A 25,403-nucleotide genomic window follows, 5' to 3' on the forward strand; every position below is an offset into this window, starting at 1 on the left:
GCGCGTGATCCACCGGGCTGATTCGGGGGCGTGACGGGTCGTCCGGTTCGGCGGCGCTTGGAAAGACGGCGCCGTTGCGCTAAGGGCGCCCCCTTCGGCGCTGCGCGATGCGGGCGTGGTGGAACTGGCAGACACGCTGGATTTAGGTTCCAGTGGCGCAAGCCGTGGGGGTTCAAATCCCTCCGCCCGCACCAACCCTGCCTGGCGCCGCCCTGAATTGTCCTGGATGTGGAACTGAGCGAATGCAGGTGACGGAGCTCTCGGCCGAGGGGCTGAAGCGGTCCTTCTCGGTGGTGGTGCCGGCGACGGAGATCGAGGCGACGCGCGACAAGCGTCTTGCGGCCCTCGGGCGCGACCTGCGGATCCCCGGCTTCCGCCCGGGCAAGGTGCCGATGTCGGTGGTCAAGAAGCGCTACGGGACCGCGGTGACCGGCGAGGTGCTTGAGGAGCAGGTGCAGACGGCCACCCGCGACCTGCTGACCGGCCGCGGCCTGCGCCCGGCGCTCCAGCCGAAGGTCGAGCTCGTCGGCGAGTTCGCCGAGGGCCAGGACCTGGCCTTCAACATTGAGATGGAGGTGCTGCCCGAGATCCCGATGCCGGATTTCAGCGGCATCGAGATCGAGCGCCCGCGCGCCGAGCCCTCCGACGAGGAGGTCCAGAAGGCGGCCGACGGCCTGGCGGCGCGCAACGCCAAGCTCGAGGATGTGACCGAGGAGCGCCCGGCACAGAAGGGTGACGTCGTGGTCTCCGACTTCGTGGGCCGGCTGGTCGAGGGCGAAGGGGATGCCGCGGTCGTCGGCGAGCCCTTCCCGGGCGGCACGGCGCAGGAGATGCCGATCGAGGTGGGCGGCGAGGGCTTCATTCCCGGCTTCACCGAGGGGCTGGAGGGCATCCGCCCCGGCGAGACCCGCAAGATCCGCGTGGCCTTCCCCGACGCCTATGGCTCGTCCGAGTTGGCCGGGAAGCCTGCGGAGTTTGAAATCACCGCCAAGGCGCTGAAGACCCGCACGGCTTCGCCGGCCGATGACGAGTTCGCCAAGTCGCTTGGCCTGGAAAGCGCCGAGAAGCTCCGCGAGGAGCTGAAGAAGTCGATCCAGAGCGAGTATGACGGGCTGACCCGGCTGCGGGTGAAGCGCTCTCTGCTCGACCAGCTGGCCGACCGCGCCGACTTCGCGGTGCCCGAGGGCATGGTGGAAGCCGAGTTCGGCCAGATCTGGTCGCGCGTCGAGGAGGACCGCAAGGCGGGCCGCCTGGACGCCGAGGATGCCGGTAAGGACGAGGACACGCTGCGCGCCGAGTACCGGAAGATCGCCGAGCGGCGCATCCGGTTGGGCCTGCTGCTCTCCGAGATCGGGAGGGCGAACAACATCCAGGTCGGCCAGGACGAGCTGGCCCAGGCCATGCGGAACGAGGCAAGCCGGTATCCCGGCCAGGAGAAGCAGGTCTACGACTTCTTCCAGAAGAACCCGCAGGCGCTGGAGAACCTCCGTGCCCCGCTCTTCGAGGAGAAGGTGGTGGATTACATGCTGGAGCTGGCCAAGGTGACGGATAAGACCGTCACCCCGGCCGATCTGCAGGCCGCCTGACTTCTGCGCCGGGGCCGTAACCCCGGCGGATTTGCAAACCAGCGGATACAAGGCCCGCCCCCCTTTCCGAGGGGGGCGGGTTGCCCCATCTTGGGGATCGAAGATTGCCGGCGAGGGGGCCGGGCGGGTGCCGCGGCATGGCCGGGCACCTTTCCGGGCGGTGCCATCGGGGACGCACCCTTCCGCCGGCGAGGAAGGACAAGCTGATGACTCGCTCCGTATTCGTCGATCGCGACCCGGTGGAACTCTACAACAACTCCCTCGTGCCCATGGTGGTCGAGCAGACCGCCCGGGGCGAGCGCGCCTACGACATCTATTCGCGCCTGCTGAAGGAGCGGATCATCTTTCTGACGGGCCAGGTCTTCGACCAGGTCTCGTCGCTGATCTGCGCCCAGCTGCTGTTCCTGGAGAGCGAGAACCCGAACAAGGACATCGCCTTCTACATCAACAGCCCGGGCGGCGTGGTTTCGGCCGGCCTCGCGATGTACGACACGATGCAGTATATCCGCAGCCCGGTCTCGACCGTGTGCCTGGGCATGGCGGCCTCCATGGGCTCGCTGCTGCTGACGGCTGGCGAGAAGGGCAAGCGCTTCGCCCTGCCGAACAGCCGTATCATGGTCCACCAGCCCTCCGGCGGGGCCCAGGGCCAGGCGACGGATATCGAGATCCAGGCGCGGGAGATCCTCGACCTCCGCAAGCGGCTGAACCAGATATACGTCACCCATACCGGCCAGCCCGTCGAGGAGATCGAGCGCAAGCTCGAGCGCGACACCTACATGTCCGCCGAGGAGGCCCAGGCCTTCGGCCTGATCGACCAAGTGGTGTCCAAGCTGCCGGCCAGTGCCGCGGTATCGGCGCCGGCGGTCGAGGGCCCGCGCTCCTGATGGGTGGGCGCTGCCCCGGCCTGTTCGGGATCCGTTCCTGGGGTTGGGGCGGCGCCACCGTCATCAATTCGTCCCATGCTTCCCCGGAAGGGGGAGGAGGGTTATTCTGCCAGTCTGACGCCCCAGTCGCGCCGCCATCCGGACCGGCCAGGGGCGAGGAGCGCGCATGAGCAAGTCCGGCGATTCCAAGAACACCCTGTACTGCTCGTTCTGCGGGAAATCGCAGCACGAGGTCCGCAAGCTCATCGCGGGCCCGACCGTCTTCATCTGCGATGAATGCGTCGAGCTGTGCATGGACATCATCCGCGAGGAGCACAAAACCACCCTCGTGAAGTCCCGCGACGGGGTGCCGACGCCGAAGGAGATCTGCAAGGTCCTTGATGACTATGTCATCGGGCAGGAGCACGCGAAGAAGGTGCTCTCGGTGGCCGTGCACAACCACTACAAGCGGCTGGCCCATGGCGCCAAGAACGGCGAGGTGGAGATCGCGAAGAGCAACATCATGCTCGTCGGCCCCACCGGCTCGGGCAAGACGCTGCTGGCCCAGACCCTGGCCCGCATCCTCGACGTACCCTTCACCATGGCCGATGCGACGACGCTGACCGAGGCCGGCTATGTTGGCGAGGATGTCGAGAACATCATCCTCAAGCTGCTCCAGTCCGCGGATTACAACGTGGAGCGGGCGCAGCGCGGCATCGTCTATATCGACGAGGTCGATAAGATCTCCCGCAAGTCGGACAACCCCTCGATCACGCGCGACGTGTCGGGCGAGGGCGTTCAGCAGGCGCTGCTGAAGATCATGGAGGGCACGGTGGCCTCCGTCCCTCCCCAGGGTGGCCGGAAGCACCCCCAGCAGGAGTTCCTGCAGGTGGATACCTCCAACATCCTGTTCATCGTGGGCGGCGCCTTCGCGGGGCTCGAGAAGATCATCGCGGCAAAGGGCAAGGGCTCGGGGATCGGCTTCGGCGCCGAGGTCCGTGGTCCGGACGAGCGGCGGCCGGGTGCGGTGCTACGCGAGGTGGAGCCCGAGGACCTGCTGAAGTTTGGGCTGATCCCCGAGTTCATCGGCCGCTTGCCTGTCATCGCGACGCTCGAGGACCTGGACGAGAAGGCTCTCATCGAGATCCTGACCAAGCCGAAGAACGCCCTGCTGAAGCAGTACCAGCGGCTGTTCGAGATGGAGGGGACCAAGCTCACCTTCACCGAGGACGCCCTGAAGTCGGTGGCCACCCGTGCCATCCAGCGCAAGACCGGTGCCCGCGGGCTGCGCTCGATCATGGAGGGCATCCTGCTCTCGACGATGTTCGAGCTGCCGGGCCTCGACGAGGTCGAGGAGGTCGTGGTGAACAAGGAGGTGGCCGAGAACCGGGCACAGCCGCTGTTCATCTACGGTGAACGCGCGGCGGAGCAGACTAGCGCCTGAGGCCTGGAGGCCTGCTCCGCGCGGCTGGGGCACTCTTATTGCATAGCCCCCTATCATCCGGGGCGTCGCCCCGCCGTTGCGGGTGAGGCGCCCCGGTACCACATAGGGTTCATTCCCGTGGCGTCGGGAACGTGCCCGATCGGGGCGTTTCCGCGCCGGCTGTCTTAGCGAGGTCCCCATGGCGGATTCTGGTAATCAAGGCGGGTCGGAGCTGGTTCGGGGCGAGGCGCTGCCCGTCCTACCCCTGCGCGACATCGTCGTTTTCCCCCACATGATCGTTCCCCTCTTCGTGGGGCGCGAGAAGTCTGTTCGTGCGCTGGAATCCGTCATGCGGGAGGACAAGCAGATCCTCCTCCTGGCGCAGCGCAACGCGGCGCAGGACGATCCCGGTTCGGACGACCTGTTCGATGTCGGCACCGTCTCGACGGTGCTGCAGCTCCTCAAGCTGCCCGATGGTACCGTGAAGGTGCTGGTCGAGGGTGGCCGCCGCGCGCGCGTGGTGGGTTGGAAGGAGACCGGCAGCCACTTCGAGGCCTATGCGGAGCCGATCGAGGAGGCCAGCCCCGAGGCTCGCGAGGTTGAGGCGCTGAGCCGCTCCGTCGTCGGGCAGTTCGAGGGGTATATCAAGCTCAACAAGAAGATCGCGCCCGAGGTGCTGGTCTCGATCAATCAGATCGAGGAGCCGGCCAAGCTGGCCGATACGGTCGCTGCCCATCTGAACCTGAAGATTGCCGAGAAGCAGGAGCTGCTCGAGACGATCGGGGTGACGGCGCGGCTGGAGCGGGTCTTCGCTCATATGGAGAGCGAGATCGGCGTTCTTCAGGTGGAGAAGCGCATCCGGAACCGCGTGAAGCGGCAAATGGAGAAGACGCAGCGCGAGTACTATCTGAACGAGCAGATGAAGGCCATTCAGAAGGAGCTTGGTGAGGGCGAGGAGGGCAAGGACGAGATTGCCGAGCTCGAGGCCAAGATCAAGAAGACCGGCCTGTCCACCGAGGCTCGCGAGAAGGCGATGGGCGAGCTGAAGAAGCTGCGCGGCATGTCGCCGATGTCGGCCGAGGCGACCGTTGTCCGCAATTACCTCGACTGGATGCTGACCATCCCCTGGAAGAAGCGCACGAAGGTGCGGATCGACCTTGAGGAGGCACAGCGGGTTCTGGATGCCGACCATTACGGCCTGGACAAGGTCAAGGAGCGGATCATCGAGTACCTCGCGGTCCAGAGCCGGTCGAAGAAGATCCGCGGCCCGATCCTATGCCTCGTCGGCCCTCCGGGTGTCGGCAAGACCTCGCTCGGCAAGTCGATTGCCAAGGCGGTGAACCGCAACTTCGTTCGCATGTCGCTCGGCGGCGTGCGCGACGAGGCGGAGGTGCGCGGCCATCGGCGGACCTATATCGGCTCCATGCCCGGCAAGGTCATTCAGGGCATGAAGAAGGCGAAGACATCCAACCCGCTGTTCCTGCTGGACGAGATCGACAAGCTCGGCGCCGACTGGCGCGGGGACCCGTCCTCGGCCCTGCTGGAGGTGCTGGATCCCGAGCAGAACGGGACCTTTGCCGACCACTACCTGGAGGTCGATTACGACCTGTCGGACGTGATGTTCATCACGACCGCCAACTCGCTGAAGATGCCCCAGCCGCTGCTGGACCGCATGGAGATCATCCGAATCCCCGGCTACACCGAGGATGAGAAGATCGGCATCTCCCGCCGCCACCTGATCGGCAAGGTCATCGAGGCGAACGGGCTAAAGCCGGGCGAGCTGAGCGTGTCCGACGACGCGGTGCGCGACCTCGTGCGCTACTACACGCGGGAGGCGGGCGTCCGCAGCCTGGAGCGCGAGATCGGTGGGCTGGCCCGCAAGGCCGTGCGCGAGATTGTTTCCGGCAAGGTCAAGACGGTGGAGATCACCGCCGAGAACCTCGGCAAGTATGCCGGCGTGCGGAAGTTCCGCTACGGCGAGGCCGAGGCCGAGGACATGGTTGGTGCCGTCACCGGCCTCGCCTGGACCGAGGTGGGTGGCGAGATCCTAACCATCGAGTCGGTGCTGCTGCCGGGCAAGGGTGCCATCAAGCACACCGGCAAGCTGGGCGACGTGATGCAGGAGAGCGTCTCGGCGGCCGTGTCCTATGTCCGCAGCCGCTCGACGGCCTTCGGCATCAAGCCGACGATCTTCGAGAAGCGGGACATCCACGTCCACGTGCCGGAGGGTGCGACGCCGAAGGACGGTCCGTCCGCGGGCATTGCGATGGCGACCAGCATCGTCTCGATCCTGACGGGCATCCCGGTCCGCAAGGATGTGGCGATGACGGGCGAGATCACGCTGCGGGGCCGGGTGCTTCCGATCGGCGGGTTGAAGGAGAAGCTGCTCGCGGCACTGCGCGCCGGGGTAGGGACGGTCTTCATCCCGAAGGAGAACGAGAAGGACCTGGCGGATATCCCGGAGAGCGTGACCAAGGTGCTGAAGGTCATCCCGGTTGCCCATGTGGACGAGGTGATCTCCCAGGCCCTGGTGCGCCGGCCCGAGCCGATCGACTGGGTTGAGCCGGAAGAGGTTCCGCCCTCCAAGCCGGCCGCCGGTGATCCGACCGGTGCCAGCTTGCCGCACTGAGACCGCACGGGCAGTACGGCCCGAGGTGCACTTGGGACGGGGCATTGGCATTCAGCCGGTGCCCCGTCCTCGCTTCTGGGGCAGCGTTGACGGGCGGGGATGGGGCTGAATACTCTCTCGCGCTGCCGAGGTGCCTGTAGGGCGCTTGGAATGCTCGATCGGCGATGCTGGAATGCGGGCGCTTAGCTCAGCGGTAGAGCGCCTCGTTTACACCGAGGATGCCGGGGGTTCGAATCCCTCAGCGCCCATTCCTGCAACGATCCCGTACTCGGGTTGACAGGCCATGCGGCAGGCCATAAACGGCCCTCACGTCGCTTGCGGGTGTAGCTCAGTTGGTTAGAGCGCCGGCCTGTCACGCCGGAGGTCGCGGGTTCGAGCCCCGTCACTCGCGCCACGCGACGCGATCAAGACGCCGCCCCTTGGGGCGGCGTTTTGCGTTTCGGGGTCTGGGCCACGTGGCCGCTTCCGTCGCTGCGCAGCGTCTTGCGAATGGCTCGCAAGCATTGATTACGCTGCATTCATTGTGCTGGAATGAATGGCGGGGCCTATGGCCGAAGCTCCGGATGACCTATATTAGATCTGCGTTGCGCTGCGGCATGGCTTCAGCGCCCATGGGCGTATCCGGTGGTCCGCAAGTGCCCTCGGCTGCCCTAGAGCTCCGAGGGGCAAGATGACCCAGCCGCTGCTGGCCAATTACTTCCCGATCCTGGTTTTCCTGGGAATCGCTGCCGCGATCAGCATCGCCATGGTGGGCGGGTCGGTCCTGGCTGCGCGCCAGAAACCGGACGCGGAGAAGCTGTCCACCTATGAGTGCGGCTTCGAGCCTTTCGAGGACACCCGTCACCGTTTCGACGTGCGATTCTACCTCGTGGCGATCCTGTTCATCATCTTCGACCTTGAGGTGGCCTTCCTCTTCCCATGGGCGGTGTCGCTGGGCGGGATCGGTTGGCTGGGCTTCCTCTCTATGATGGGCTTCCTGGGCCTGCTGACGGTCGGCTTCGTGTACGAGTGGCGCAAGGGCGCGCTGGACTGGGAATGAGTCGCGCGATGCGCGGCGAGACGGGCCCTGCGGCCCGCAAGGAAACAACGCGCGGTGTCGCGCGGAGGACGATGCGATGAGCGGCGTCAGGACTGAGGACGGACAGGTAGCCTGGAACGGCCAGGCCCTTCCCCCGGGGCCCGAGCAGGATGCTGTCCTGCAAGGCGTGACGGGTGAGATCGAGGAGAAGGGCTTCGTTGTCGCCAACCTGGACAAAGTGGTGAACTGGGCCCGCACGGGCAGCCTATGGCCGATGACCTTCGGCCTGGCCTGCTGCGCCGTGCCGATGATCCACGCCTATATGGCGCGCTACGACCTCGACCGGTTCGGCGTGATCCCCCGAGGGTCACCGCGCCAGTCGGACGTGATGATTGTGGCCGGCACGCTGACCAACAAAATGGCCCCCGCGCTGCGCCGGGTTTACGACCAGATGAGCGAGCCGCGCTGGGTCATCTCCATGGGCAGCTGCGCCAATGGTGGTGGCTATTATCACTGGAGCTACAGCGTGGTCCGCGGCTGCGACCGCATCGTGCCCGTGGACGTCTACGTGCCGGGCTGCCCGCCCACGGCGGAAGCGCTGGTCTACGGCATCATGCAGCTGCAGAAGAAGATCCGTCGTACGGGGACTATCCTCCGTGGCTGAGCTTTCCCCGAACCTGTCCCTCCTCGGCGAGCAGGTCGCTGCCGCCTTGCCTGTTGGCGCGGTGACCGAGGCCTACGTGGCGCGCGGCGCCGAACTGGTGCTTCGCATCCGCCGCGAATCGGTGCGGACGGTGATGGCGATCCTGCGCGCCGATCCGCGCTTCGCCTTCGAGCAGCTGATGGACCTGTGTGGCGTGGACTGGCCCGAGCGGCCGGAGCGCTTCGAGGTGGTTTGGAACCTGCTGTCGCTGACGCATAACCACCGCATCCGCGTGACCACCACGACGGACGAAGTGCAGCCCATTCCGAGCGTAACCGCGATATGGCCGACCGCCGGCTGGTTTGAGCGCGAGGCCTGGGACATGTACGGCATCGCCTTCGAGGGAAATGTCGACTTGCGGCGCCTGCTGACGGATTACGGCTTCCAGGGGCATCCGCTGCGCAAGGACTTTCCGCTGACCGGCCATGTCGAGGTTCGCTACGACGCCGAGCGTCGCGCGGTGGTCTATGAGCCCGTGAAGCTGACACAGGATTTCCGCAACTTTGACTTCCTATCTCCGTGGGAGGGCATGACGACCCTGCCGGGTGACGAGAAGGTTCATCTCAACCGTATTGCGCCGCCGCCTGCCTCGCTTCTCGAGAAGCCGGACGCGGAGAACCCCACATGAGCCTTACAACCGGCGACGCCATCCCCGTTGATGTCAGCCCCGAGGACGTGCAGACGCGCCGCGTGGAGCTGGACAGCCACACGCTGAACTTCGGCCCACAGCACCCTGCCGCGCATGGCGTGCTGCGTCTCATCCTCGAGATGAAGGGCGAGGTGATCGAGCGTGCGGATCCGCATATTGGGCTGCTGCATCGCGGCTCCGAGAAGCTGATCGAGTACAAGACCTACATCCAGGCGATGCCGTATTTCGACCGGCTCGATTACGTCTCCCCGATGTGCATGGAGCATGTCTTCGCGCTGGGGCAGGAACGGCTGCTGGGCATCGAGGTGCCGCTGCGGGCGCAGTACATCCGCGTGCTGTTCGCCGAGATCACGCGCATTCTGAACCATCTGCTGAACATCACGACCTATGCGCTGGACTGCGGTGCGATTACGCCGCCGCTCTGGGGCTTCGAGCAGCGCGAGATCCTGTTGGAATTCTACGAGCAGGTTTCGGGCAGCCACTACCACGCCAACTATTTCCGACCGGGCGGCGTGAATCGCGATCTGCCGGCGGGGCTAACTGATCGTATCCGCGCCTGGGCAAAGGGCTTCCCGAAGTTTATCGACGATCTGGACGGGCTGCTAACGGGCAATCGTATCTTCAAGCAGCGCACCGTCGACATCGGCGTGATGACGGCTGAGCAGGCGATGGAGTGGGGCTTCTCCGGTCCGTGCCTGCGCGCCTCGGGCATGGCCTGGGATCTGCGGCGCCAGCAGCCCTATGACGTGTACGATCGCATGGAGTTCGAGATCCCGGTCGGCCGGCATGGCGACTGCTTCGATCGCTACCTCGTCCGCATGGCCGAGATGCGCGAGAGCCTGAAGATCATCCACCAGTGCCTGGACCAGATGCCTGAAGGCCCTGTGAAGGTGCAGGACAACAAGATCACCGGCCCGCGCCGCGGCGAGATGAAGCGTTCGATGGAATCGCTGATCCATCACTTCAAGCTCTACACCGAAGGCTACCACGTGCCCGCCGGCGAGACCTACACGGCCGTCGAGGCGCCGAAGGGCGAGTTCGGCGTGTACCTGGTGGCTGATGGGACCAACCGGCCCTATCGCTGCAAGATCCGCGCGCCGGGCTTCGCGCATCTCCAGGCCATGGAGGTGCTGTCCAAGGGGCACATGCTGGCGGATGCGGTTGCGGTGATCGGCAGCCTCGACATCGTTTTTGGAGAGATCGACCGGTGACCGAAGGAGCCGTCGACCACCTCGACCCCAACTGGCGCAACAGCCAGGCCGAGCCGGACAGCTTTGCGTTCGACGATGAGAGCGAGGCGCAGATCGCCAAAATTCTCGCGCGCTATCCGGAGGCGAAGAAGGCCTCGGGCGTGATCCCGCTTCTCTACGTCGTGCAGAAGCAGATGGGCCGGCAGACCGGCAGCGCCTGGGTACCGAAGATCGCGATGGACAAGGTGGCGGAGCGCCTCGGCATGGCGCCCATCCGCGTCTTCGAGGTCGCCACCTTCTACTTCATGTTCAACACCAAGCCGATCGGGCGCTTCCACCTCCAGGTCTGCGGCACGACGCCGTGCATGCTGCGCGGGTCGGACGACGTGCTGCGCGCCTGCAAGGATGCCGGGCACCTGAAGGGCTATGGCGACACCAGCGACGACGGGCTTTTCACAATGACCGAGGTGGAGTGCCTCGGGGCCTGCGTGAACGCGCCGGTGCTGCAGGTGGATGACGATTACTACGAGGACCTGGACTACGACCGCACCGTCCAGCTGCTCGAAGCCCTCAAGCGCGGCGAGCGTCCTTCGCCGGGCAGCACCATCGGCCGCGAGACGAGCGCGCCGGTGGGTGGCCGCCTGACGCTGCTCGACGTTCCCGGAGAAGGTTGAAATGGCCCTTCAGGACAAGGATCGCATCTTCACCAACCTCTACGGCACCCAGCACTGGGGCCTGGAGGCGGCGCAGAAACGCGGGAACTGGGACGGCACCAAGGCGCTCATCGCCAAAGGCCGCGATTGGATCATCGAGGAGGTTAAGCAGTCCGGTCTGCGCGGCCGCGGCGGCGCCGGCTTCCCGACGGGGCTGAAGTGGTCCTTCATGCCCAAGTCCAACCCGGACAACCTGCCGGTGTATCTCGTCGTCAACTCCGACGAGTCCGAGCCCGGCACCTGCAAGGATCGCGACATCCTTCGCCACGATCCGCACACGCTGATCGAGGGCTGCCTGTTCGCGGCCGTCGCGATGGGTGCGACCGCGGGCTACATCTATGTGCGCGGCGAGTACTACAAGGAGCACCTGGTGCTGCAGGCCGCGATCGACGAGGCCTATGCGGCGGGGCTGCTCGGCAAGAATGCGGCGGGCACGGGCTACGACTTCGAGCTCTACGTGCATCGTGGCGCCGGCGCGTATATCTGCGGCGAGGAGACGGCGCTTATCGAGTCCCTCGAGGGCAAGAAGGGCATGCCGCGTCTTAAGCCGCCCTTCCCGGCGGCGGTGGGCCTCTACGGGCGCCCGAGCACGGTGAACAACGTCGAGACAATCGCGGTGGTGCCGACCATCTTGCGGCGTGGCGGGGCCTGGTTCGCGGGCTTCGGGCGGCCGAAGAACTCGGGCACCAAGATCTTCTGCATCCAAGGGCATGTGAACAAGCCCTGCAATGTGGAGGAGGAGATGAGCATGCCGCTGCGCGAGCTCATCGAGCGCCATGCCGGCGGCGTACGCGGGGGCTGGGACAACCTGCTCTGCGTCATTCCTGGCGGCTCCTCAACGCCGCTCTTGCCGAAGCATGTCTGCGACGACGTTCTGATGGATTTCGACGCGCTGCGCGAGCACAAGTCGGGTCTCGGCACCGCGGGTGTGATCGTGATGGACAAGTCCACCGACCTGATCCGCGCGATCGCCCGGCTGTCCAAGTTCTACAAGCATGAGAGCTGCGGCCAGTGCACGCCGTGCCGCGAGGGCATGGGCTGGGTCAGCCGCATGATGGACCGCATGGTCGAGGGCCGCGCCGAGATCGACGAGATCGACCTGCTCGAGGACATTACGAAGCGTATCGAGGGGCACACGATCTGCGCGCTCGCCGATGGCGGCGTGTGGCCGGTGCAGGGGCTGATCCGCCACTTCCGCCCGATGATGGAAGAGCGCATCGCCGAGTATAAGACCAGGCATGCCGCGCGGGTCTTCCCGATGGCTGCGGAGTAGGAACCATGAGCGAAGTGAAGCTCATCAAGGTCACGGTGGATGACCAGGAGATCGAGGTGCCGCTGGGCGCCACGGCTCTCCAGGCTGCGGAGCTGGCGGGGAAGGAGATCCCCCGCTTCTGCTACCACGAGCGCCTGTCCATCGCCGGTAACTGCCGCATGTGCCTCGTCGAGGTGGAGAAGGCGCCGAAGCCGGTGGCTTCCTGTGCCTTCCCGGTCATGGAAGGCATGAAGATCATCACGGACAGCCCGGGCGTGCGCAACGCGCGGCGCGGCGTGATGGAATTCCTGCTGATCAACCACCCGCTTGATTGCCCGATCTGCGACCAGGGTGGCGAGTGCGACCTGCAGGATCAGGCGATGGCCTATGGCGGCGACCACAGCCGCTACCACGAGCACAAGCGCTCGGTGACGGATAAGTATTTCGGCCCGCTGATCAAGCCGATCATGACGCGCTGCATCCAGTGCACGCGCTGCGTCCGCTTCTCGACCGAGGTCGCCGGCGTTTCCGAGCTGGGCGCGGTCAGCCGCGGCGAGGCGATGGAGATCACCACCTATGTGGAGAAGGCGATCTCCTCCGAGCTGTCGGGCAACCTGATCGACATCTGCCCGGTGGGTGCGCTGACCAGCCGTCCTTACGCCTTCATGTCGCGTCCTTGGGAGCTGACCAAGACGGACAGTGTCGACGTGCTGGACGCAAATGGCACCAACATCCGCGTCGACAGCCGCGGGCCGGACGTGCTGCGCATCCTGCCCCGCGTGCATGAGGACGTGAACGAGGAGTGGATGGCCGATCGTGGCCGCTTCTCCTTCGACGCGCTGAAGCACCGCCGGCTGGACCGACCCTGGGTGAAGCGCGACGGCAAGCTGCGGCCGGCGAGCTGGCCGGAGGCCTTCACCGCGATCGCCGCCAAGCTGAAGGGCCTTCCGGGCGGCCGGATTGGCGCCGTGGCCGGTGGGTTGGCCGATGCGGAAAGCATGGTCGCGCTGAAGGACCTGATGGCGGCACTGGGTTCGACGAACCTGGACTGCCGTGAGGACGGGGCGGCGTTGGATGGCTCCGAGCGCGCTTTCTACCTGTTCAACACCTCGATCGCCGGCATCGACCAGGCGGACGCGCTGCTGGTGATCGGCGGCAATCCCCGCCGGGAGGCGCCGGTGCTGAACTCGCGCATCCGGCGGCGGGTGATGAACGGCCATATGCCGGTCGGCGTGATCGGGCCGGAGGCGGAGCTCACCTATCCTGTCACCTATCTTGGTGACACACCGGATCTGCTGGGCAGCGTGATGGACGGCGCCTTCGGCGACGTACTGCGCAACGCCAAGCGCCCGATGATCCTGCTGAGCCGTGGCGCGCTTGCGCGGCCGGACGGCGCGGCGGTGCTGGCCTCCGCTTGGGCGCTGGCGCAATCCATCGGCGCGATCGGTGCCGAGTGGAACGGCTTCAACCTGCTGCACACGCAGGGAGGTCAGGTCGGTGCGCTCGATCTCGGCTTCCTGCCGGGGCAGGGGGGCAAGGATCTCGGCGCCATGCTCGGCGGCGGGGTGGATGCGCTCTGGCTTCTCGGGGCGGACGGGTTCGACCCGTCTCTGATCGGGCCGGAGACCTTCGTGATCTACCAGGGCCATCACGGCGACCGCGCTGCGGCGCGGGCCGACGTGATCCTCCCGGGGTGCACCTATCTCGAGAAGGACGGCACCTATGTGAGCACGGAGGGGCGGGTCCAGCGTGGCCGTCGCGCCGTGTTCGGCCCGGGCGAGGCGCGGGAAGACTGGAAGATCCTGCGGGCGGCGAGCGAGCTGCTCGGCCACCCGCTGCCCTATGACGACTGGCCCGCGATCCGCGAGCGGCTGGTGCAGGTGAACCCGGTGTTCGGCCGGGTGGACGAGGTGCCGGCGCCGGCACCGGTTTCGGCCAGCCCCGCCGGTGACGCCTCCGCCCTGGGCAGCGAGACCTTCGGCATGACGGTGACGAACTACTGGCAGTTCGACGCCATCAGCCGCGCTAGCGACGTGATGGCGACCTGCGCCCGAGAGTACGGGCCGGTTCCGGCGATGGCGGCCGAGTGATGGACGGCTTTCTCAACACCCCCATCGGTGTGCTGTCGCTGACGGTCGCGCAGGCGCTCGCGCTGCTGGTGCCGCTGCTGATTGGGGTGGCCTACATGACCTGGGCCGAGCGCAAGATCATGGCGGCGATGCAGCTGCGTCGCGGGCCGAATGTGGTGGGCCCCTTCGGCCTGCTGCAGCCCTTCGCCGACGCGCTGAAGATGCTGATGAAGGAGACCATCGTGCCCACGGGTGCGAGCCGCGTCCTCTTCATCATGGCGCCGATGCTGACCTTCGTGCTGGCCATGATCGCCTGGGCGGTGATCCCGGTGAACGAGGGCTGGGCGATCGCCGACATCAATGTCGGCGTGCTCTACCTCTTCGCGATCTCCTCGCTTGGCGTGTACGGCATCATCATCGCGGGCTGGGCGTCGAACTCGAAATACGCCTTCCTCGGCGCGCTCCGCTCGGCGGCGCAGATGGTGTCCTACGAGGTCTCGATGGGCTTCGTCATCGTCACCGTGCTGCTCTGCGTGGGGTCGCTGAACCTGACGGACATCGTGCTGGCGCAGAAAGGGATGTGGTTCTTCATTCCGCTGTTTCCGATGTTCATCATCTTCTTCATCTCCACCCTGGCGGAGACGAACCGGGCACCCTTCGATCTGCCCGAGGGTGAGTCGGAGCTGGTGGCCGGGTTCTTCGTGGAATACTCGGCGATGACCTTCGCCCTGTTCTTCCTCGGCGAGTACGCGAACATGATCCTCATGTCCTCGCTCACCACCATCCTGTTCCTGGGTGGGTGGCTGCCACCCTTTGACGTGGCGCCGCTGAACTGGGTGCCCGGGCCGATCTGGTTCATCCTCAAGATCTGCCTCTGCCTGTTCACCTTCGTCTGGGTCCGCGCGACCTTCCCGCGCTACCGCTACGATCAGCTCATGCGGCTGGGCTGGAAGGTGTTCCTGCCGATTAGCCTTCTCTGGCTGGTGCTCACAGCGGGCGCGCTGAAGGTTTTCGGATGGTTGCCCGCATGACCCGCCCCAACACCGCTAGCAAGAAGGTCCGCCCCTGATGGCGACGCTCGACAAGGTCGCGCGCGGCCTCCTGCTCGGGGAAATTGTCTCCGGCATGATGCTGACGCTCCGGGCATTCTTTCAGCCCAAGGCGACGATCAACTATCCCAATGAGCGCTCCCCGCTCAGCCCGCGCTTTCGCGGCGAGCACGCGCTGCGGCGCTACCCCAATGGGGAGGAGCGCTGCATTGCCTGCAAGCTGTGCGAGGCGGTGTGCCCTGCCGTCTGCATCACCATCGAGGCCGAGCCGCGCGAGGATGGGTCCCGGCGCACGACACGCTACGACCTCGACATGACGAAATGCATCTATTGCGGCCTGTGTGAGGAGGCCTGCCCTGTTGATGCTATCGTTCTTGGTCCGAACCTGGAGTTCGCGACCGAGACGCGCGAGGAGCTGTTCTACGACAAGCAGAAGCTTCTCGATAACGGCGACCGCTGGGAGCCCATGCTCGCCGCGCGCCTGAAGGCGGATGCGCCCTACAGATGATTACGGGTCTTGCCTTCTATGCCTTCGCGGCGGTGCTGATCGCCAGCGCCGTGATGGTCGTCACCAGCCGGAATCCGGTGCACAGCGTGCTGTACTTGATTCTCGGCTTCTTCAACGCGGCCGCGCTGTTTCTCATCGCCGGCGCCGAGTTCCTGGCGATGATCCTGGTCATCGTCTATGTCGGCGCCGTCGCTGTGCTGTTCCTATTTGTGGTGATGATGCTGGACATCGACTTCGCGCGTCTCCGCGAGGGTTTCCAGCGCTACGCCCCGATCGGTGCGGTGATCGGCGGCATCCTATTCCTCGAGCTAGTTTTTGTTCTCGGCGCCTGGCAGTCCAGCGGTGCCGCCGAGGGGCTGCGGCTGCATCCGGCACCGGAGGGCGTGCAGAACACTGCCGCCATCGGGCGGGTGCTCTATACGGAATACGTGTTCCTGTTCCAGGGCGCGGGGCTGATCCTGCTGGTCGCCATGATCGGTGCCATCGTGCTGACGCACCGCGAGAGCGCGCGCAGCCGCCGGCAGGACATTTCGGCCCAGGTTGCCCGCCGCACGCATCTCGACATGGCCAGCGTTCCGGTCGGGGCTTCCATCGGGCAGTTGGGCATTTTGCGGCCGCCGCTGCCGGAGGAGCAGAAGCCGAAGGTCATCGCCGACGGGCATGATGACCACGGCCATGGGGCAGGGGGGCACCACTGATGCTCGAGATCGGCCTCGGCCACTATCTCACGGTGGGCGCGATCCTCTTCGTGCTCGGGATCTTCGGCATCTTCCTGAATCGGAAGAACATCATCGTCATCCTCATGTCGGTGGAGCTGATCCTGCTCTCGGTGAACCTGAACCTGGTGGCCTTCTCGGCCCGGCTCGGGGATTTGACGGGACAGATCTTCGCCATGTTCATCCTGACCGTGGCCGCCGCCGAAGCGGCGATCGGCCTTGCGGTCGTCGTCATCTATTTCCGCAACCGCGGCAGCATCGAGGTGGAAGACGTGTCCACCCTGAAGGGTTAGGCGCCATGTTCGTCGGTGCCGTTTTCTTCCCGCTGCTCGGCGGGTGCTTGGCCGGGTTCTTCGGCCGGTGGCTGGGTGACCGGCTGGCCATGTGGGTCTCGGTCGGCTGCATGGTGCTGGCCGCCATCTGTGGCGTCTCGGCTTTCATCGAGGTCGGGCTGCACTCCGCGCCCCGCACCGTGACCATCTCGGAGTGGATCAATGTCGGCGGGCTGACCGTCGACTGGGCGCTCCGCTACGACACGCTGAGCGCGATGATGGTCGGGATGATCACCTTCATCTCCACCTTCATCCATCTCTACAGCGTCGGCTACATGTCGCATGACGCGACGCCGCCGCGTTTCTTCGCCTATCTCGGCCTGTTCACCTTCGCCATGCTGATGCTGGTGACGGCGGACAACTTGGTCCAGCTTTTCTTTGGCTGGGAGGGCGTCGGCCTCGCGAGCTACCTCCTCATTGGCTACTGGTACGATCGTGAGAGCGCGAACCGGGCTGCGATGAAGGCCTTCATCGTGAACCGCGTGGGCGACCTGTTCTTCATGCTGGGCATGGCGCTGACCTTCTGGACCTTCGGGGCCCTGAACTTCGGCGACATCTTCCCCCGCGTGGAGGAGCTGCGCGGCGCCACCTTCGCCGGACTGCCGGCCCTCGAGGTCATCGCGGTGCTGCTGTTCCTCGGCGCCTGCGGCAAGTCGGCGCAGCTGGGGCTGCACACCTGGCTGCCGGACGCGATGGAGGGCCCGACGCCGGTTTCCGCGCTGATCCATGCGGCGACGATGGTCACGGCCGGCGTGTTCCTGCTGGCGCGCATGTCGCCGATCTTCGAGTACGCCCCGAACGCGCTCACCCTGGTGACCATCGTCGGTGCCTCGACGGCGATCTTCGCCGCGACGATCGGCTGCGTTCAGACCGACATCAAGCGCATCATCGCCTATTCGACCTGCTCGCAGCTCGGCTACATGTTCTTCGCCATCGGCGTCGGCGCGTATCAGGCGGCAGTGTTTCACCTCTTCACCCATGCCTTCTTTAAGGCGCTGCTGTTCCTATCCGCGGGCTCGGTCATCCACGCCATGTCGGATGAGCAGGACATACGGAAGATGGGCGGCATCTGGACCAAGATCCCCGTTACCTACGCGGTGATGTGGATCGGCAGCCTGGCTCTTGCCGGTATTCCCTTTTTCGCCGGCTACTACTCGAAGGACATGATCCTGGAGAGCGCCTTCGCCGCCCATACGGGCGCGGGAATGTACGCGTTCGCCATGGGCCTGATCGCGGCCTTCCTCACTGCCTTTTACTCCTGGCGCCTGCTGATCCTGACGTTCCACGGCAAGCCGCGGGCGGATCACCATGTGATGGAGCACGTGCATGAGAGCCCGGCGGTGATGCTTATCCCGCTCCTGGTTCTCGCCCTGGGCGCGCTGTTCACCGGGGCCGCTTTCCATGAGCTGTTCATCGGCCATCATCAGGCCGAGTTCTGGAACGGTGCCATCTTCAACGCCGCGCATAACCATGTGCTGCACGCAGCACATGAGGTGCCCGAATGGGTACCGCTGGCGCCGACAGTAATGGCCGTCGCCGGCATTGCGCTCGCCTATCTGTTCTACATGTTCGCGCCGGGTCTCCCAGCGCGGCTGGCGGCCGCCCTTCCGGGTCTGCACCGCTTTCTGCTGCACAAGTGGTACTTTGACGAGCTGTACGACATGATCTTTGTCCGCCCCTTCCGCCGGCTGGCGCAGCTGTTCTGGAAAGTGGGTGATGCAACGATCATTGATGGCGTGCCGAATGGCGTTGCCGCCGTGACCGTGGATGCGGCGCGCGGCGTGGCGCGCTTCCAGACCGGGCGAGTGGCGAACTACGCCTTCACCATGATCGCGGGTCTCGTGGTCTTCGTCTCCGTTATCTTCCTGGGCTTCACCCGATGAACGCCGCCGGCTTCCCGCTGCTCTCGCTACTCACCTTCCTGCCACTGGCAGGGGTGCTGGCGATCCTCTGCGTCCGTGGCGACGAGGCGACCGTTGCCTCGAACGCTCGCTGGACGGCGCTCTGGACCAGCCTGATCGTCTTCGTGCTGTCCCTCATCCTTTGGTTCCGCTTTGACCCTAAGGTGACGGAGGCGCAGTTTGTCGAGCAGCTGTCCTGGCTGCCCGAGTTCGGCGTGAACTACCATATGGGCGTGGACGGCATTTCGATGCTCTTTGTCCTGCTCTCCACCCTGCTGACGCCGATCTGCATCCTCGCCTCCTGGGAGGCGGTGCAGACGCGGGTGCGGGAGTACATGATCGCCTTCCTCGTCCTCGAGACGATGATGGTCGGCATGTTCTGCGCGCTCGACCTCATCATCTTCTATGTCTTCTTTGAGGGCGTGCTGATCCCGATGTTTCTCATCATCGGGGTCTGGGGCGGGCAGCGGCGCGTCTATGCCGCTTTCAAGTTCTTCCTATACACGCTGCTCGGCTCGGTGCTAATGCTGCTGGCGATCCTGGCGCTCTGGTATCAGGCCGGCACCACGGATATTGCCGGGCTGATGGCGCACGGCGTGTCGTCCTCCTGGCAGTACTGGATGTTCCTCGCCTTCTTCGCCTCCTTCGCGGTGAAGGTGCCGATGTGGCCGGTTCATACCTGGCTGCCAGACGCTCACGTTGAAGCGCCGACGGCCGGCTCCGTCATCCTGGCTGGCGTGCTGCTGAAGATGGGCGGCTACGGCTTCCTGCGCTTCTCGATCCCGCTCTTCCCCGAGGCGTCGCAGTACTTCGCGCCGATGATGTTCGCGCTCTCCGTGGTGGCGGTGATCTACACCAGCCTCATCGCCTTCGCGCAGGAGGACATGAAGAAGCTGATTGCCTATTCCTCGGTGGCGCATATGGGCATCGTTACGATTGGGCTTTTCACCTTCAACCAGCAGGGCATCTCGGGCGCGCTATTCACGATGCTTGCGCATGGCGTGGTTTCCGGGGCGCTCTTCCTCTGTGTCGGCGTGCTGTATGATCGCGTGCACTCGCGCGAGATCGCCCGCTACGGCGGCGTTGCCAAGATCATGCCGGTCTACGCGATGGTGTTCATGCTCTTCACCATGGCCAGCGTCGCTCTGCCGGGCACGGCCAACTTCCCCGGTGAGTTCCTGGTCATCGCTGGCGCCTGGCGCTCCTCGGGCTGGGTGGCGCTGGGTGCAGGCATGGGGATGATCCTCGGTGCCGCCTATATGCTGTGGCTGTACCGGCGCGTGGTCTTCTCCCGCATCGCCCGGGATGAGGTGCGGAACCTGATCGACCTCTCCCCGCGGGAGATCGCGATTTTTGCACCCTTGATCTTCCTGACCCTCTGGATGGGCCTCTACCCGTCCTCCTTCACCAATGTCTGGGAAGCTTCTGTCGCCGCACTTGTCGAGCGGCACGAAGCAGCCCTGGCCGCGCCGCGCCTGGCAGGGCTGTGAGACGATGAACTGGACCCTCGCCCTTCCGGAAATCCTGCTCGCGGGTGCCGGCCTCGTTCTGTTGATGGTCGGCGTGATCCCGAAGCGGGACATGACCTTCCCTGTCACCATGGGCACCCTCGGCGTGCTGCTGCTGGCGGCCGTCCTTGCTTTGGCCACGCCTGACGGCATGGCCTTCGGTGGCCAGTTCGTCTCTGATGGCTTCGCGCGTTTTGCCAAGATCCTGATCCTGCTCGGCGCGGCATCCGGGCTGATGCTCGCGCTCGACTGGAACGAGAAGCAGGGCATCGCACGGTTCGAGTTCCCGATTCTCGTGCTGTTCAGCACGATCGGGATGATGGTGATGGTCTCGGCCTCCGACCTCATCACCCTCTATATGGGCCTCGAGCTTCTCTCGCTTTCACTGTACGTCATTGCCGCCTTCGATCGCGACAACGCGCGCTCTGCCGAGGCCGGCCTTAAGTACTTCGTCCTGGGCGCCCTCGCCTCCGGCATCTATCTCTACGGCGCGAGCCTGACCTATGGCTTTACTGGTTCTACGAACTTCGCCGCCATCGCCACGGGTGTCTCGGTCGGGGAAGGCGTGTCGCTCGGCGTGATGGTTGGGATGACCTTTGTGGTCGCGGCGCTGGCCTTCAAGATCTCGGCTGTTCCCTTCCACATGTGGACGCCAGACGTCTATGAGGGCGCGCCCACGCCGGTAACCGCCTTCTTCGCCTCGGCGCCGAAGGTCGCGGCCGTCTCGCTGCTCGTGCGGGTGCTGGCGGACCCCTTCGCGGATCTCGCGGCTCAGTGGCAGGGTGTGATCTGGCTGGCCTCGATGGGGTCTATGCTACTCGGGTCACTGGCGGCGCTGCGGCAGAACAACATCAAGCGCCTGATGGCCTATTCCTCGATCGGTCATGTCGGCTACGCGCTGATCGGCCTGGTGGTGGCCACCCCCGAAGGTCTGCGCGGCGTCATGCTGTACATGGCGATCTACCTTGTCATGAATGCCGGCGTCTTTGCGGTGCTCGTCTCCATGCGGCGACAGGGCCGCGCGCTGGAGCGGGTAGAGGATCTTGCGGGTCTCGGGCGGACGGATCCGGCCATGGGCGTGGCCATGGCGATCTTCATGTTCTCCATGGCCGGCATCCCGCCACTCGCGGGCTTCCTCTCGAAGCTCTACGTGTTCCTGGCGGCGGTACAGGAAGGGTTCTGGATTCTCGCCACGGTTGGCGTGCTCACCAGCGTGATCAGCACCTACTATTATCTGCGCATCATCAAGGTGATGTATTTCGACGCGCCTGAGGGCGCGCTGGACCCGCGTCCGGCCGCGGTCTCGATGGTGCTGGCGGTTTCAGGGCTATTCAACGTGCTGCTCTTCTTCTTCCCCGCGCCGATCGTGGCGGCCGCTGCCGCGGCTGTGGCGGCGCTGGCGGGGTGAGGGCTCCGCCGGCCGGCTGGCGGCTGCTGGTCCATGACCAGCTGCCCAGCACCGCCGCGGTGATGCGCGAGAGGGCCGAGGCGGGGGAGGCGGAACGCCTCGCCATCCTCGCCCACCGCCAGACGGCCGGGCGCGGCACCCATGGGCGCTCCTGGTCGTCTCCTCCGGGCAATCTTTACCTGTCCGTCCTTCTGCGACCAAAGATCCCGGTGCGTGAGGTCCCGCAGTGGAGCCTTCTTGCCGCCGTGGCGCTGCACTCCGCTCTGGCGCCCCATGCCGGGCCGGGCCTTACCCTCAAATGGCCGAACGACCTGCTGCTCGGCGGGGCTAAATGCGCCGGCATCCTTTCGGAAGCCAGCCTCGGTCCAGATGGCAGATTAGAATGGCTGGCCTTCGGCTTTGGGGTGAACCTGGCCCATGCCCCAGCCATACCGGGCCGGATGACGGCCGCGCTGCCGCTACCGGCCATGGAGCCGGACGCGGCAGCGGCTGCAATCCTCCATGCAATCGACCACTGGCGGTCTATCCGGGCGGCGACAGGCTTCGAGCCGGTGCGGACGGCCTGGCTGGAACGAGGTCATTCCCCGGGCGCAGCCCTGACCGTCACCACCCCGGATGGTCCGCTCTCCGGCAGGTTTGCGGGGCTCGACCCGGCGGGCGGATTGCTTCTTCGCACTGCAACCGGCATGGAAACCATCATGGCCGGGGATGTGGAGTCCTAGAAGGCCGGAGAGGAGATTCCACATGCTCCTGGCCATCGATGCCGGTAATACCAACGTCGTTTTCGCCGTCCATGACGGGACCGAGTGGCGGGGCCGCTGGCGGATCGCTACCCGCGACGACCGTACCAGTGACGAGTACGCGGTCTGGTTGTTGTCGCTGCTCGCCCATAACGGGCTGAAGCCTTCCGACATCACCCACTGCGCTCTTGGTACGGTGGTTCCTGCCGCCCTCTACAACCTGCGCCGCGTCGTCCGGGAATGGTTCGATTGCGAGCCGCTCGTGGCGCGCGCGGGCAGCGTGGAGTGGGGCTTCGACATCCTGGTAGACCGACCCAAGGAGGTTGGCGCTGACCGGCTACTGAACGCCCTGGCCGCCCACTACCACTACACCGCCCCCCTCGTGGTCATTGATTTTGGAACCGCAACTACCTTCGACGTGGTGGGGGATAACGGGGCCTATATCGGGGGCATCATCGCGCCGGGCATCAATCTCTCAATCGAGGCACTCCACCGCGCCGCCGCCCGCCTCCCACGGATTGGCATTGGGCGCCCGCAATCAGTCATTGGCCGGGACACGGTGCCTGCCATGCAGTCCGGCATCTACTGGGGTTATGTGGGGCTGGTGGAGGGCTTGGTCGCCCGTATCCGAGCCGAGCATGGCGGTCCCCTGAAGGTGATCGCGACAGGTGGCCTTGCCCCCTTGTTCGCTGAGGGGACCACGGTCATTCAACATACTGATCCCGATATCACCCTCGAGGGCCTGCGCCTGTTGGCTGCACGCAATCCACCCCCCATCTTCCATAGAACGACGCTTCCAGACTCCCTCAAGAACGAGAACGAATGACCTTCGAAACGACCGACGACCTCGCCTTCCTCCCTCTCGGGGGGACGGGGGAGATCGGCATGAACCTCAATGTCTATCGGCTGGACGGGCAGCTCCTGGCGGTGGATTGCGGCATCGGTTTTGGTGGCGCCGAAGCGCCCGAGGCCGAGATCCTGGTTCCCGACCCTGCCTGGCTTGCCGAGCGCCGGGACCGGCTGGTTGGGATGGTGATCACCCACGCCCATGAGGACCATCTCGGCGCCGTAGCCTCGCTCTGGCCGCTGCTCCGTTGCCCGCTCTACGCCAGCCCTTTTGCAAGCGCGGTTCTCCGCCGCAAGCTCGGTGAAGCCGGGTTGATGCATGAGGTGACGCTGCACACCGTGCCGCTGTCCTCGCGCGTGAAGATCGGCGCCTTCGACCTGCAGTTTCTGCGCGTCGCCCATTCCGTGCCGGAATCCCAGGCACTGGCCATCCGCACCCGCCACGGCATCGTGCTGCACACGGGCGACTGGAAGCTGGACCGCGACCCGCTGATCGGCCCGCCGACCGATGAGGCAGCCTTCGCCGCCCTCGGGGAGGAAGGCGTGCTCGCCATGGTGTGTGACAGCACCAATGCGCTCGTGGACGGGCATTCCGGCAGTGAAGCCGATGTCCGGGTGGCGCTGACCAACCTCATCGCAACCCTCAAGGGCCGCGTCGCGGTTGCCTGCTTTGCGACCAACATTGCCCGCGTGGATTCCATTACGCGTGCCGCCATGGCCGCGGGCCGTCGTGTCGCGCTGTTCGGCCGGTCCCTTCGTAATGCGGATGCGGCAGCGCGCGAGACGGGGTATTTCAGTGATCTCCCTCCCTTCATCGATGAAGAGGAAGCGGGTTACCTGCCGGATGATGAACTGCTGATCATCTGCACGGGCAGCCAGGGCGAGCCCCGCTCGGCACTCGCGAAGATCGCCGCCGATACGCACCCCCAGATCTCGCTGGGCGAAGGAGACACGGTGATCTTCTCCTCCCGCATGATCCCGGGGAACGAGAAGGCGATCATGAACGTCGAGGCCGCGCTCTATCGCGCCGGCTGCCGCGTCATCACGCCGGATTCCGAGCATCCGGTTCACTGCTCCGGCCATCCCGCCAAGGATGAGCTGCGTCGCCTCTACGACCTGGTGAAGCCGCGCCACGCCGTGCCCGTGCATGGCGAGTGGCGGCACCTGCAGGAGCATGCCGCTCTCGCCCGTGAGTTCGGTTCCATCCCCCATCTGATCGAGGATGGCGACGTGCTCCGTCTTGGCCCCGATCCGGTCGAGGTGTCCGAGAGCGTGCAGAGCGGCAAGCTGGCCGTCGACGGCTCGCGCCTGCTGCCCCTCGAGGGCGGGGTGCTGGGCGCCCGGCGGCGGATGCTGTTCAACGGCGTGGTCGTGGGCTCCCTGGCGGTGGACGACAACGGCCGGGTGCGCGGCGTTCCGCAGGTCTCGGCACCCGGGCTGTTCGAACATGGAGAAGAAGCGCCGTTGCAGATCGCGGCCGACCTCGCCCGGCTGGTCAACGACCTGCCCGCGCCTCTGCGACGCGAGGACTCCGCGCTTCGGGAGGCTGCGCGGTCGGCGCTCCGCAAGGCCATTGGCCGCCGTCTGCGCAAGCGGCCGCTGGTCGAACTGCATCTCCTGCGGGTGTGAGCCCGCAGGCCACTTCGCTCAGCGAAGGTTAAGCTGAAGCGTGACTCCTGGCGCGGGCGGGGCATAGGCCACCGGCGGGCCATAAGCGCGCTGGCGGTAGTAGCGCTCGCGCCGCCACTCATCCCGGCGGCGAGCCTCGCGCCAGCGCTCGCGCCGCCAGCGCTCCTCGCGCCAGGCTTCGCGGCGCTCATGGCGTTCCCACCGGTCTTCATGCCGCTCCCAGGGCGGGCGAGCCTCGGCCTGGGAGGGTAGGAGCGGAAGCGCCGAAAGAGCGATGCCGGCGAGGACCAGAATGCGTTTCATGGTGTCTCCTCTCGGGGCTGTCATGGGTCAGGAACGCTGAAGGCAGCCCCGGGATTACGGCACGGGCGTGGCAGGTGAGGGGACGGACATGGGAATGGGCTGGGTCACCGGAACGGTTGTCTACTTTCTGGTGTGGTGGACGCTGCTCTTTGCTGTGCTGCCGCTCGGCGTGAATCCCGAGCCAGACGGGGATCCCGCGGCGGGCGGGTGGCGGGGGGCGCCACGGCAGGTCCGGGTCCTTCGGGTCGTGCTCCTGACGACCGTGCTGTCGGCGCTGGTTTGGATCGGGATTGAAATATTGGTGCGGGCTGACTGGCTCTCCTTCCGTGACGGCTGGCTTGCGAAGCCCAATGATTGAGCAATTGCCA

23 protein-coding genes and 3 tRNA genes are annotated in these 25,403 nt (G+C 65.7%); 25 read left to right on the forward strand and 1 reads right to left on the reverse strand.

Annotated features, from left to right (window positions below; genetic code table 11):
- Positions 1 to 109 precede the first annotated feature (109 nt).
- The 24 genes from ACVBD7_RS05635 (at position 110) to ACVBD7_RS05750 (ending at position 24,732) form a co-directional block, all read left to right on the forward strand.
- Positions 110 to 194, forward strand: a tRNA-Leu gene (locus tag ACVBD7_RS05635).
- A gap of 48 nt (positions 195 to 242) precedes the next feature.
- A complete protein-coding gene (gene tig / locus ACVBD7_RS05640) occupies positions 243 to 1,586 on the forward strand; it encodes a trigger factor (protein WP_458096524.1) in 1,344 nt (447 codons plus the stop codon).
- Between the two features lie 206 nt (positions 1,587 to 1,792).
- Positions 1,793 to 2,470, forward strand: a complete 678-nt coding sequence (clpP, locus tag ACVBD7_RS05645; protein ID WP_458096525.1) for an ATP-dependent Clp endopeptidase proteolytic subunit ClpP — start codon at positions 1,793 to 1,795, stop codon at positions 2,468 to 2,470.
- A gap of 166 nt (positions 2,471 to 2,636) precedes the next feature.
- Positions 2,637 to 3,893 carry an ATP-dependent Clp protease ATP-binding subunit ClpX gene (gene clpX / locus ACVBD7_RS05650; RefSeq protein WP_458096526.1) on the forward strand — a complete coding sequence of 419 codons (1,257 nt, stop codon included), beginning with the start codon at positions 2,637 to 2,639 and terminating at the stop codon, positions 3,891 to 3,893.
- A gap of 178 nt (positions 3,894 to 4,071) precedes the next feature.
- Positions 4,072 to 6,501 (forward strand): endopeptidase La, encoded by a 2,430-nt coding sequence (lon, locus tag ACVBD7_RS05655; protein WP_458096527.1) that lies wholly within the window; start codon positions 4,072 to 4,074, stop codon positions 6,499 to 6,501.
- 176 nt (positions 6,502 to 6,677) lie between these two features.
- A tRNA-Val gene (locus ACVBD7_RS05660) sits at positions 6,678 to 6,749 on the forward strand.
- Positions 6,750 to 6,818: 69 nt separating this feature from the next.
- Positions 6,819 to 6,895, forward strand: a tRNA-Asp gene (locus ACVBD7_RS05665).
- Between the two features lie 276 nt (positions 6,896 to 7,171).
- Entirely contained in the window at positions 7,172 to 7,540 is a 369-nt protein-coding gene (locus ACVBD7_RS05670) for an NADH-quinone oxidoreductase subunit A (RefSeq protein ID WP_184515526.1), read from the forward strand.
- Between the two features lie 76 nt (positions 7,541 to 7,616).
- Entirely contained in the window at positions 7,617 to 8,183 is a 567-nt protein-coding gene (locus ACVBD7_RS05675; protein ID WP_458096528.1) for a NuoB/complex I 20 kDa subunit family protein, read from the forward strand.
- A gap of 46 nt (positions 8,184 to 8,229) precedes the next feature.
- Complete coding sequence (locus ACVBD7_RS05680; protein ID WP_458097642.1) at positions 8,230 to 8,850, forward strand: NADH-quinone oxidoreductase subunit C; 621 nt, start codon at positions 8,230 to 8,232, stop codon at positions 8,848 to 8,850.
- A complete protein-coding gene (locus tag ACVBD7_RS05685; RefSeq protein ID WP_458096529.1) occupies positions 8,847 to 10,082 on the forward strand; it encodes an NADH-quinone oxidoreductase subunit D in 1,236 nt (411 codons plus the stop codon). The genes ACVBD7_RS05680 and ACVBD7_RS05685 overlap by 4 nt, the downstream gene beginning before the upstream one ends.
- Complete coding sequence (locus tag ACVBD7_RS05690) at positions 10,079 to 10,735, forward strand: complex I 24 kDa subunit family protein (RefSeq protein ID WP_458096530.1); 657 nt, start codon at positions 10,079 to 10,081, stop codon at positions 10,733 to 10,735. The genes ACVBD7_RS05685 and ACVBD7_RS05690 overlap by 4 nt, the downstream gene beginning before the upstream one ends.
- A 1-nt stretch (position 10,736) precedes the next feature.
- On the forward strand, positions 10,737 to 12,047 hold the full coding sequence (gene nuoF / locus ACVBD7_RS05695) for an NADH-quinone oxidoreductase subunit NuoF (protein ID WP_458096531.1): 1,311 nt from the start codon (positions 10,737 to 10,739) through the stop codon (positions 12,045 to 12,047).
- Positions 12,048 to 12,052: 5 nt separating this feature from the next.
- Positions 12,053 to 14,116: an NADH-quinone oxidoreductase subunit NuoG gene (gene nuoG, locus ACVBD7_RS05700; RefSeq protein ID WP_458096532.1), complete on the forward strand. Its 2,064-nt coding sequence runs from the start codon at positions 12,053 to 12,055 to the stop codon at positions 14,114 to 14,116.
- Positions 14,116 to 15,126, forward strand: a complete 1,011-nt coding sequence (nuoH, locus tag ACVBD7_RS05705) for an NADH-quinone oxidoreductase subunit NuoH (protein ID WP_458096533.1) — start codon at positions 14,116 to 14,118, stop codon at positions 15,124 to 15,126. The genes nuoG and nuoH overlap by 1 nt, the downstream gene beginning before the upstream one ends.
- Before the next feature lie 37 nt (positions 15,127 to 15,163).
- Complete coding sequence (nuoI, locus tag ACVBD7_RS05710; protein ID WP_458096534.1) at positions 15,164 to 15,652, forward strand: NADH-quinone oxidoreductase subunit NuoI; 489 nt, start codon at positions 15,164 to 15,166, stop codon at positions 15,650 to 15,652.
- A complete protein-coding gene (locus tag ACVBD7_RS05715; protein ID WP_458096535.1) occupies positions 15,649 to 16,350 on the forward strand; it encodes an NADH-quinone oxidoreductase subunit J in 702 nt (233 codons plus the stop codon). Before nuoI ends, ACVBD7_RS05715 begins: the two co-directional genes overlap by 4 nt.
- A complete protein-coding gene (gene nuoK / locus ACVBD7_RS05720) occupies positions 16,350 to 16,661 on the forward strand; it encodes an NADH-quinone oxidoreductase subunit NuoK (RefSeq protein ID WP_458096536.1) in 312 nt (103 codons plus the stop codon). The genes ACVBD7_RS05715 and nuoK overlap by 1 nt, the downstream gene beginning before the upstream one ends.
- Before the next feature lie 5 nt (positions 16,662 to 16,666).
- Positions 16,667 to 18,583, forward strand: a complete 1,917-nt coding sequence (gene nuoL / locus ACVBD7_RS05725; protein WP_458096537.1) for an NADH-quinone oxidoreductase subunit L — start codon at positions 16,667 to 16,669, stop codon at positions 18,581 to 18,583.
- Complete coding sequence (locus ACVBD7_RS05730; RefSeq protein ID WP_458096538.1) at positions 18,580 to 20,091, forward strand: NADH-quinone oxidoreductase subunit M; 1,512 nt, start codon at positions 18,580 to 18,582, stop codon at positions 20,089 to 20,091. Before nuoL ends, ACVBD7_RS05730 begins: the two co-directional genes overlap by 4 nt.
- A gap of 4 nt (positions 20,092 to 20,095) precedes the next feature.
- Positions 20,096 to 21,517, forward strand: a complete 1,422-nt coding sequence (gene nuoN, locus ACVBD7_RS05735; protein WP_458096539.1) for an NADH-quinone oxidoreductase subunit NuoN — start codon at positions 20,096 to 20,098, stop codon at positions 21,515 to 21,517.
- A complete protein-coding gene (locus ACVBD7_RS05740; RefSeq protein WP_458096540.1) occupies positions 21,514 to 22,239 on the forward strand; it encodes a biotin--[acetyl-CoA-carboxylase] ligase in 726 nt (241 codons plus the stop codon). The genes nuoN and ACVBD7_RS05740 overlap by 4 nt, the downstream gene beginning before the upstream one ends.
- Positions 22,240 to 22,261: 22 nt before the next feature.
- Positions 22,262 to 23,083, forward strand: coding sequence for a type III pantothenate kinase (locus tag ACVBD7_RS05745; protein WP_458096541.1), 822 nt, complete (start codon positions 22,262 to 22,264; stop codon positions 23,081 to 23,083).
- Positions 23,080 to 24,732: a ribonuclease J gene (locus ACVBD7_RS05750; RefSeq protein ID WP_458096542.1), complete on the forward strand. Its 1,653-nt coding sequence runs from the start codon at positions 23,080 to 23,082 to the stop codon at positions 24,730 to 24,732. Before ACVBD7_RS05745 ends, ACVBD7_RS05750 begins: the two co-directional genes overlap by 4 nt.
- An 18-nt stretch (positions 24,733 to 24,750) precedes the next feature.
- On the opposite strand, the gene ACVBD7_RS05755 is transcribed toward ACVBD7_RS05750, so the two are convergent.
- On the reverse strand, positions 24,751 to 25,035 hold the full coding sequence (locus ACVBD7_RS05755) for a hypothetical protein (RefSeq protein ID WP_458096543.1): 285 nt from the start codon (positions 25,033 to 25,035) through the stop codon (positions 24,751 to 24,753).
- Positions 25,036 to 25,129: 94 nt separating this feature from the next.
- On the opposite strand from ACVBD7_RS05755, the gene ACVBD7_RS05760 reads away from it, so the two are divergent.
- The gene (locus tag ACVBD7_RS05760; RefSeq protein ID WP_458096544.1) at positions 25,130 to 25,393 is read left to right on the forward strand and encodes a DUF1467 family protein; all 264 of its coding nucleotides are present in this window, start codon (positions 25,130 to 25,132) and stop codon (positions 25,391 to 25,393) included.
- Positions 25,394 to 25,403: the final 10 nt, after the last annotated feature.

This window comes from Roseomonas sp. WA12 (genome assembly GCF_054165765.1).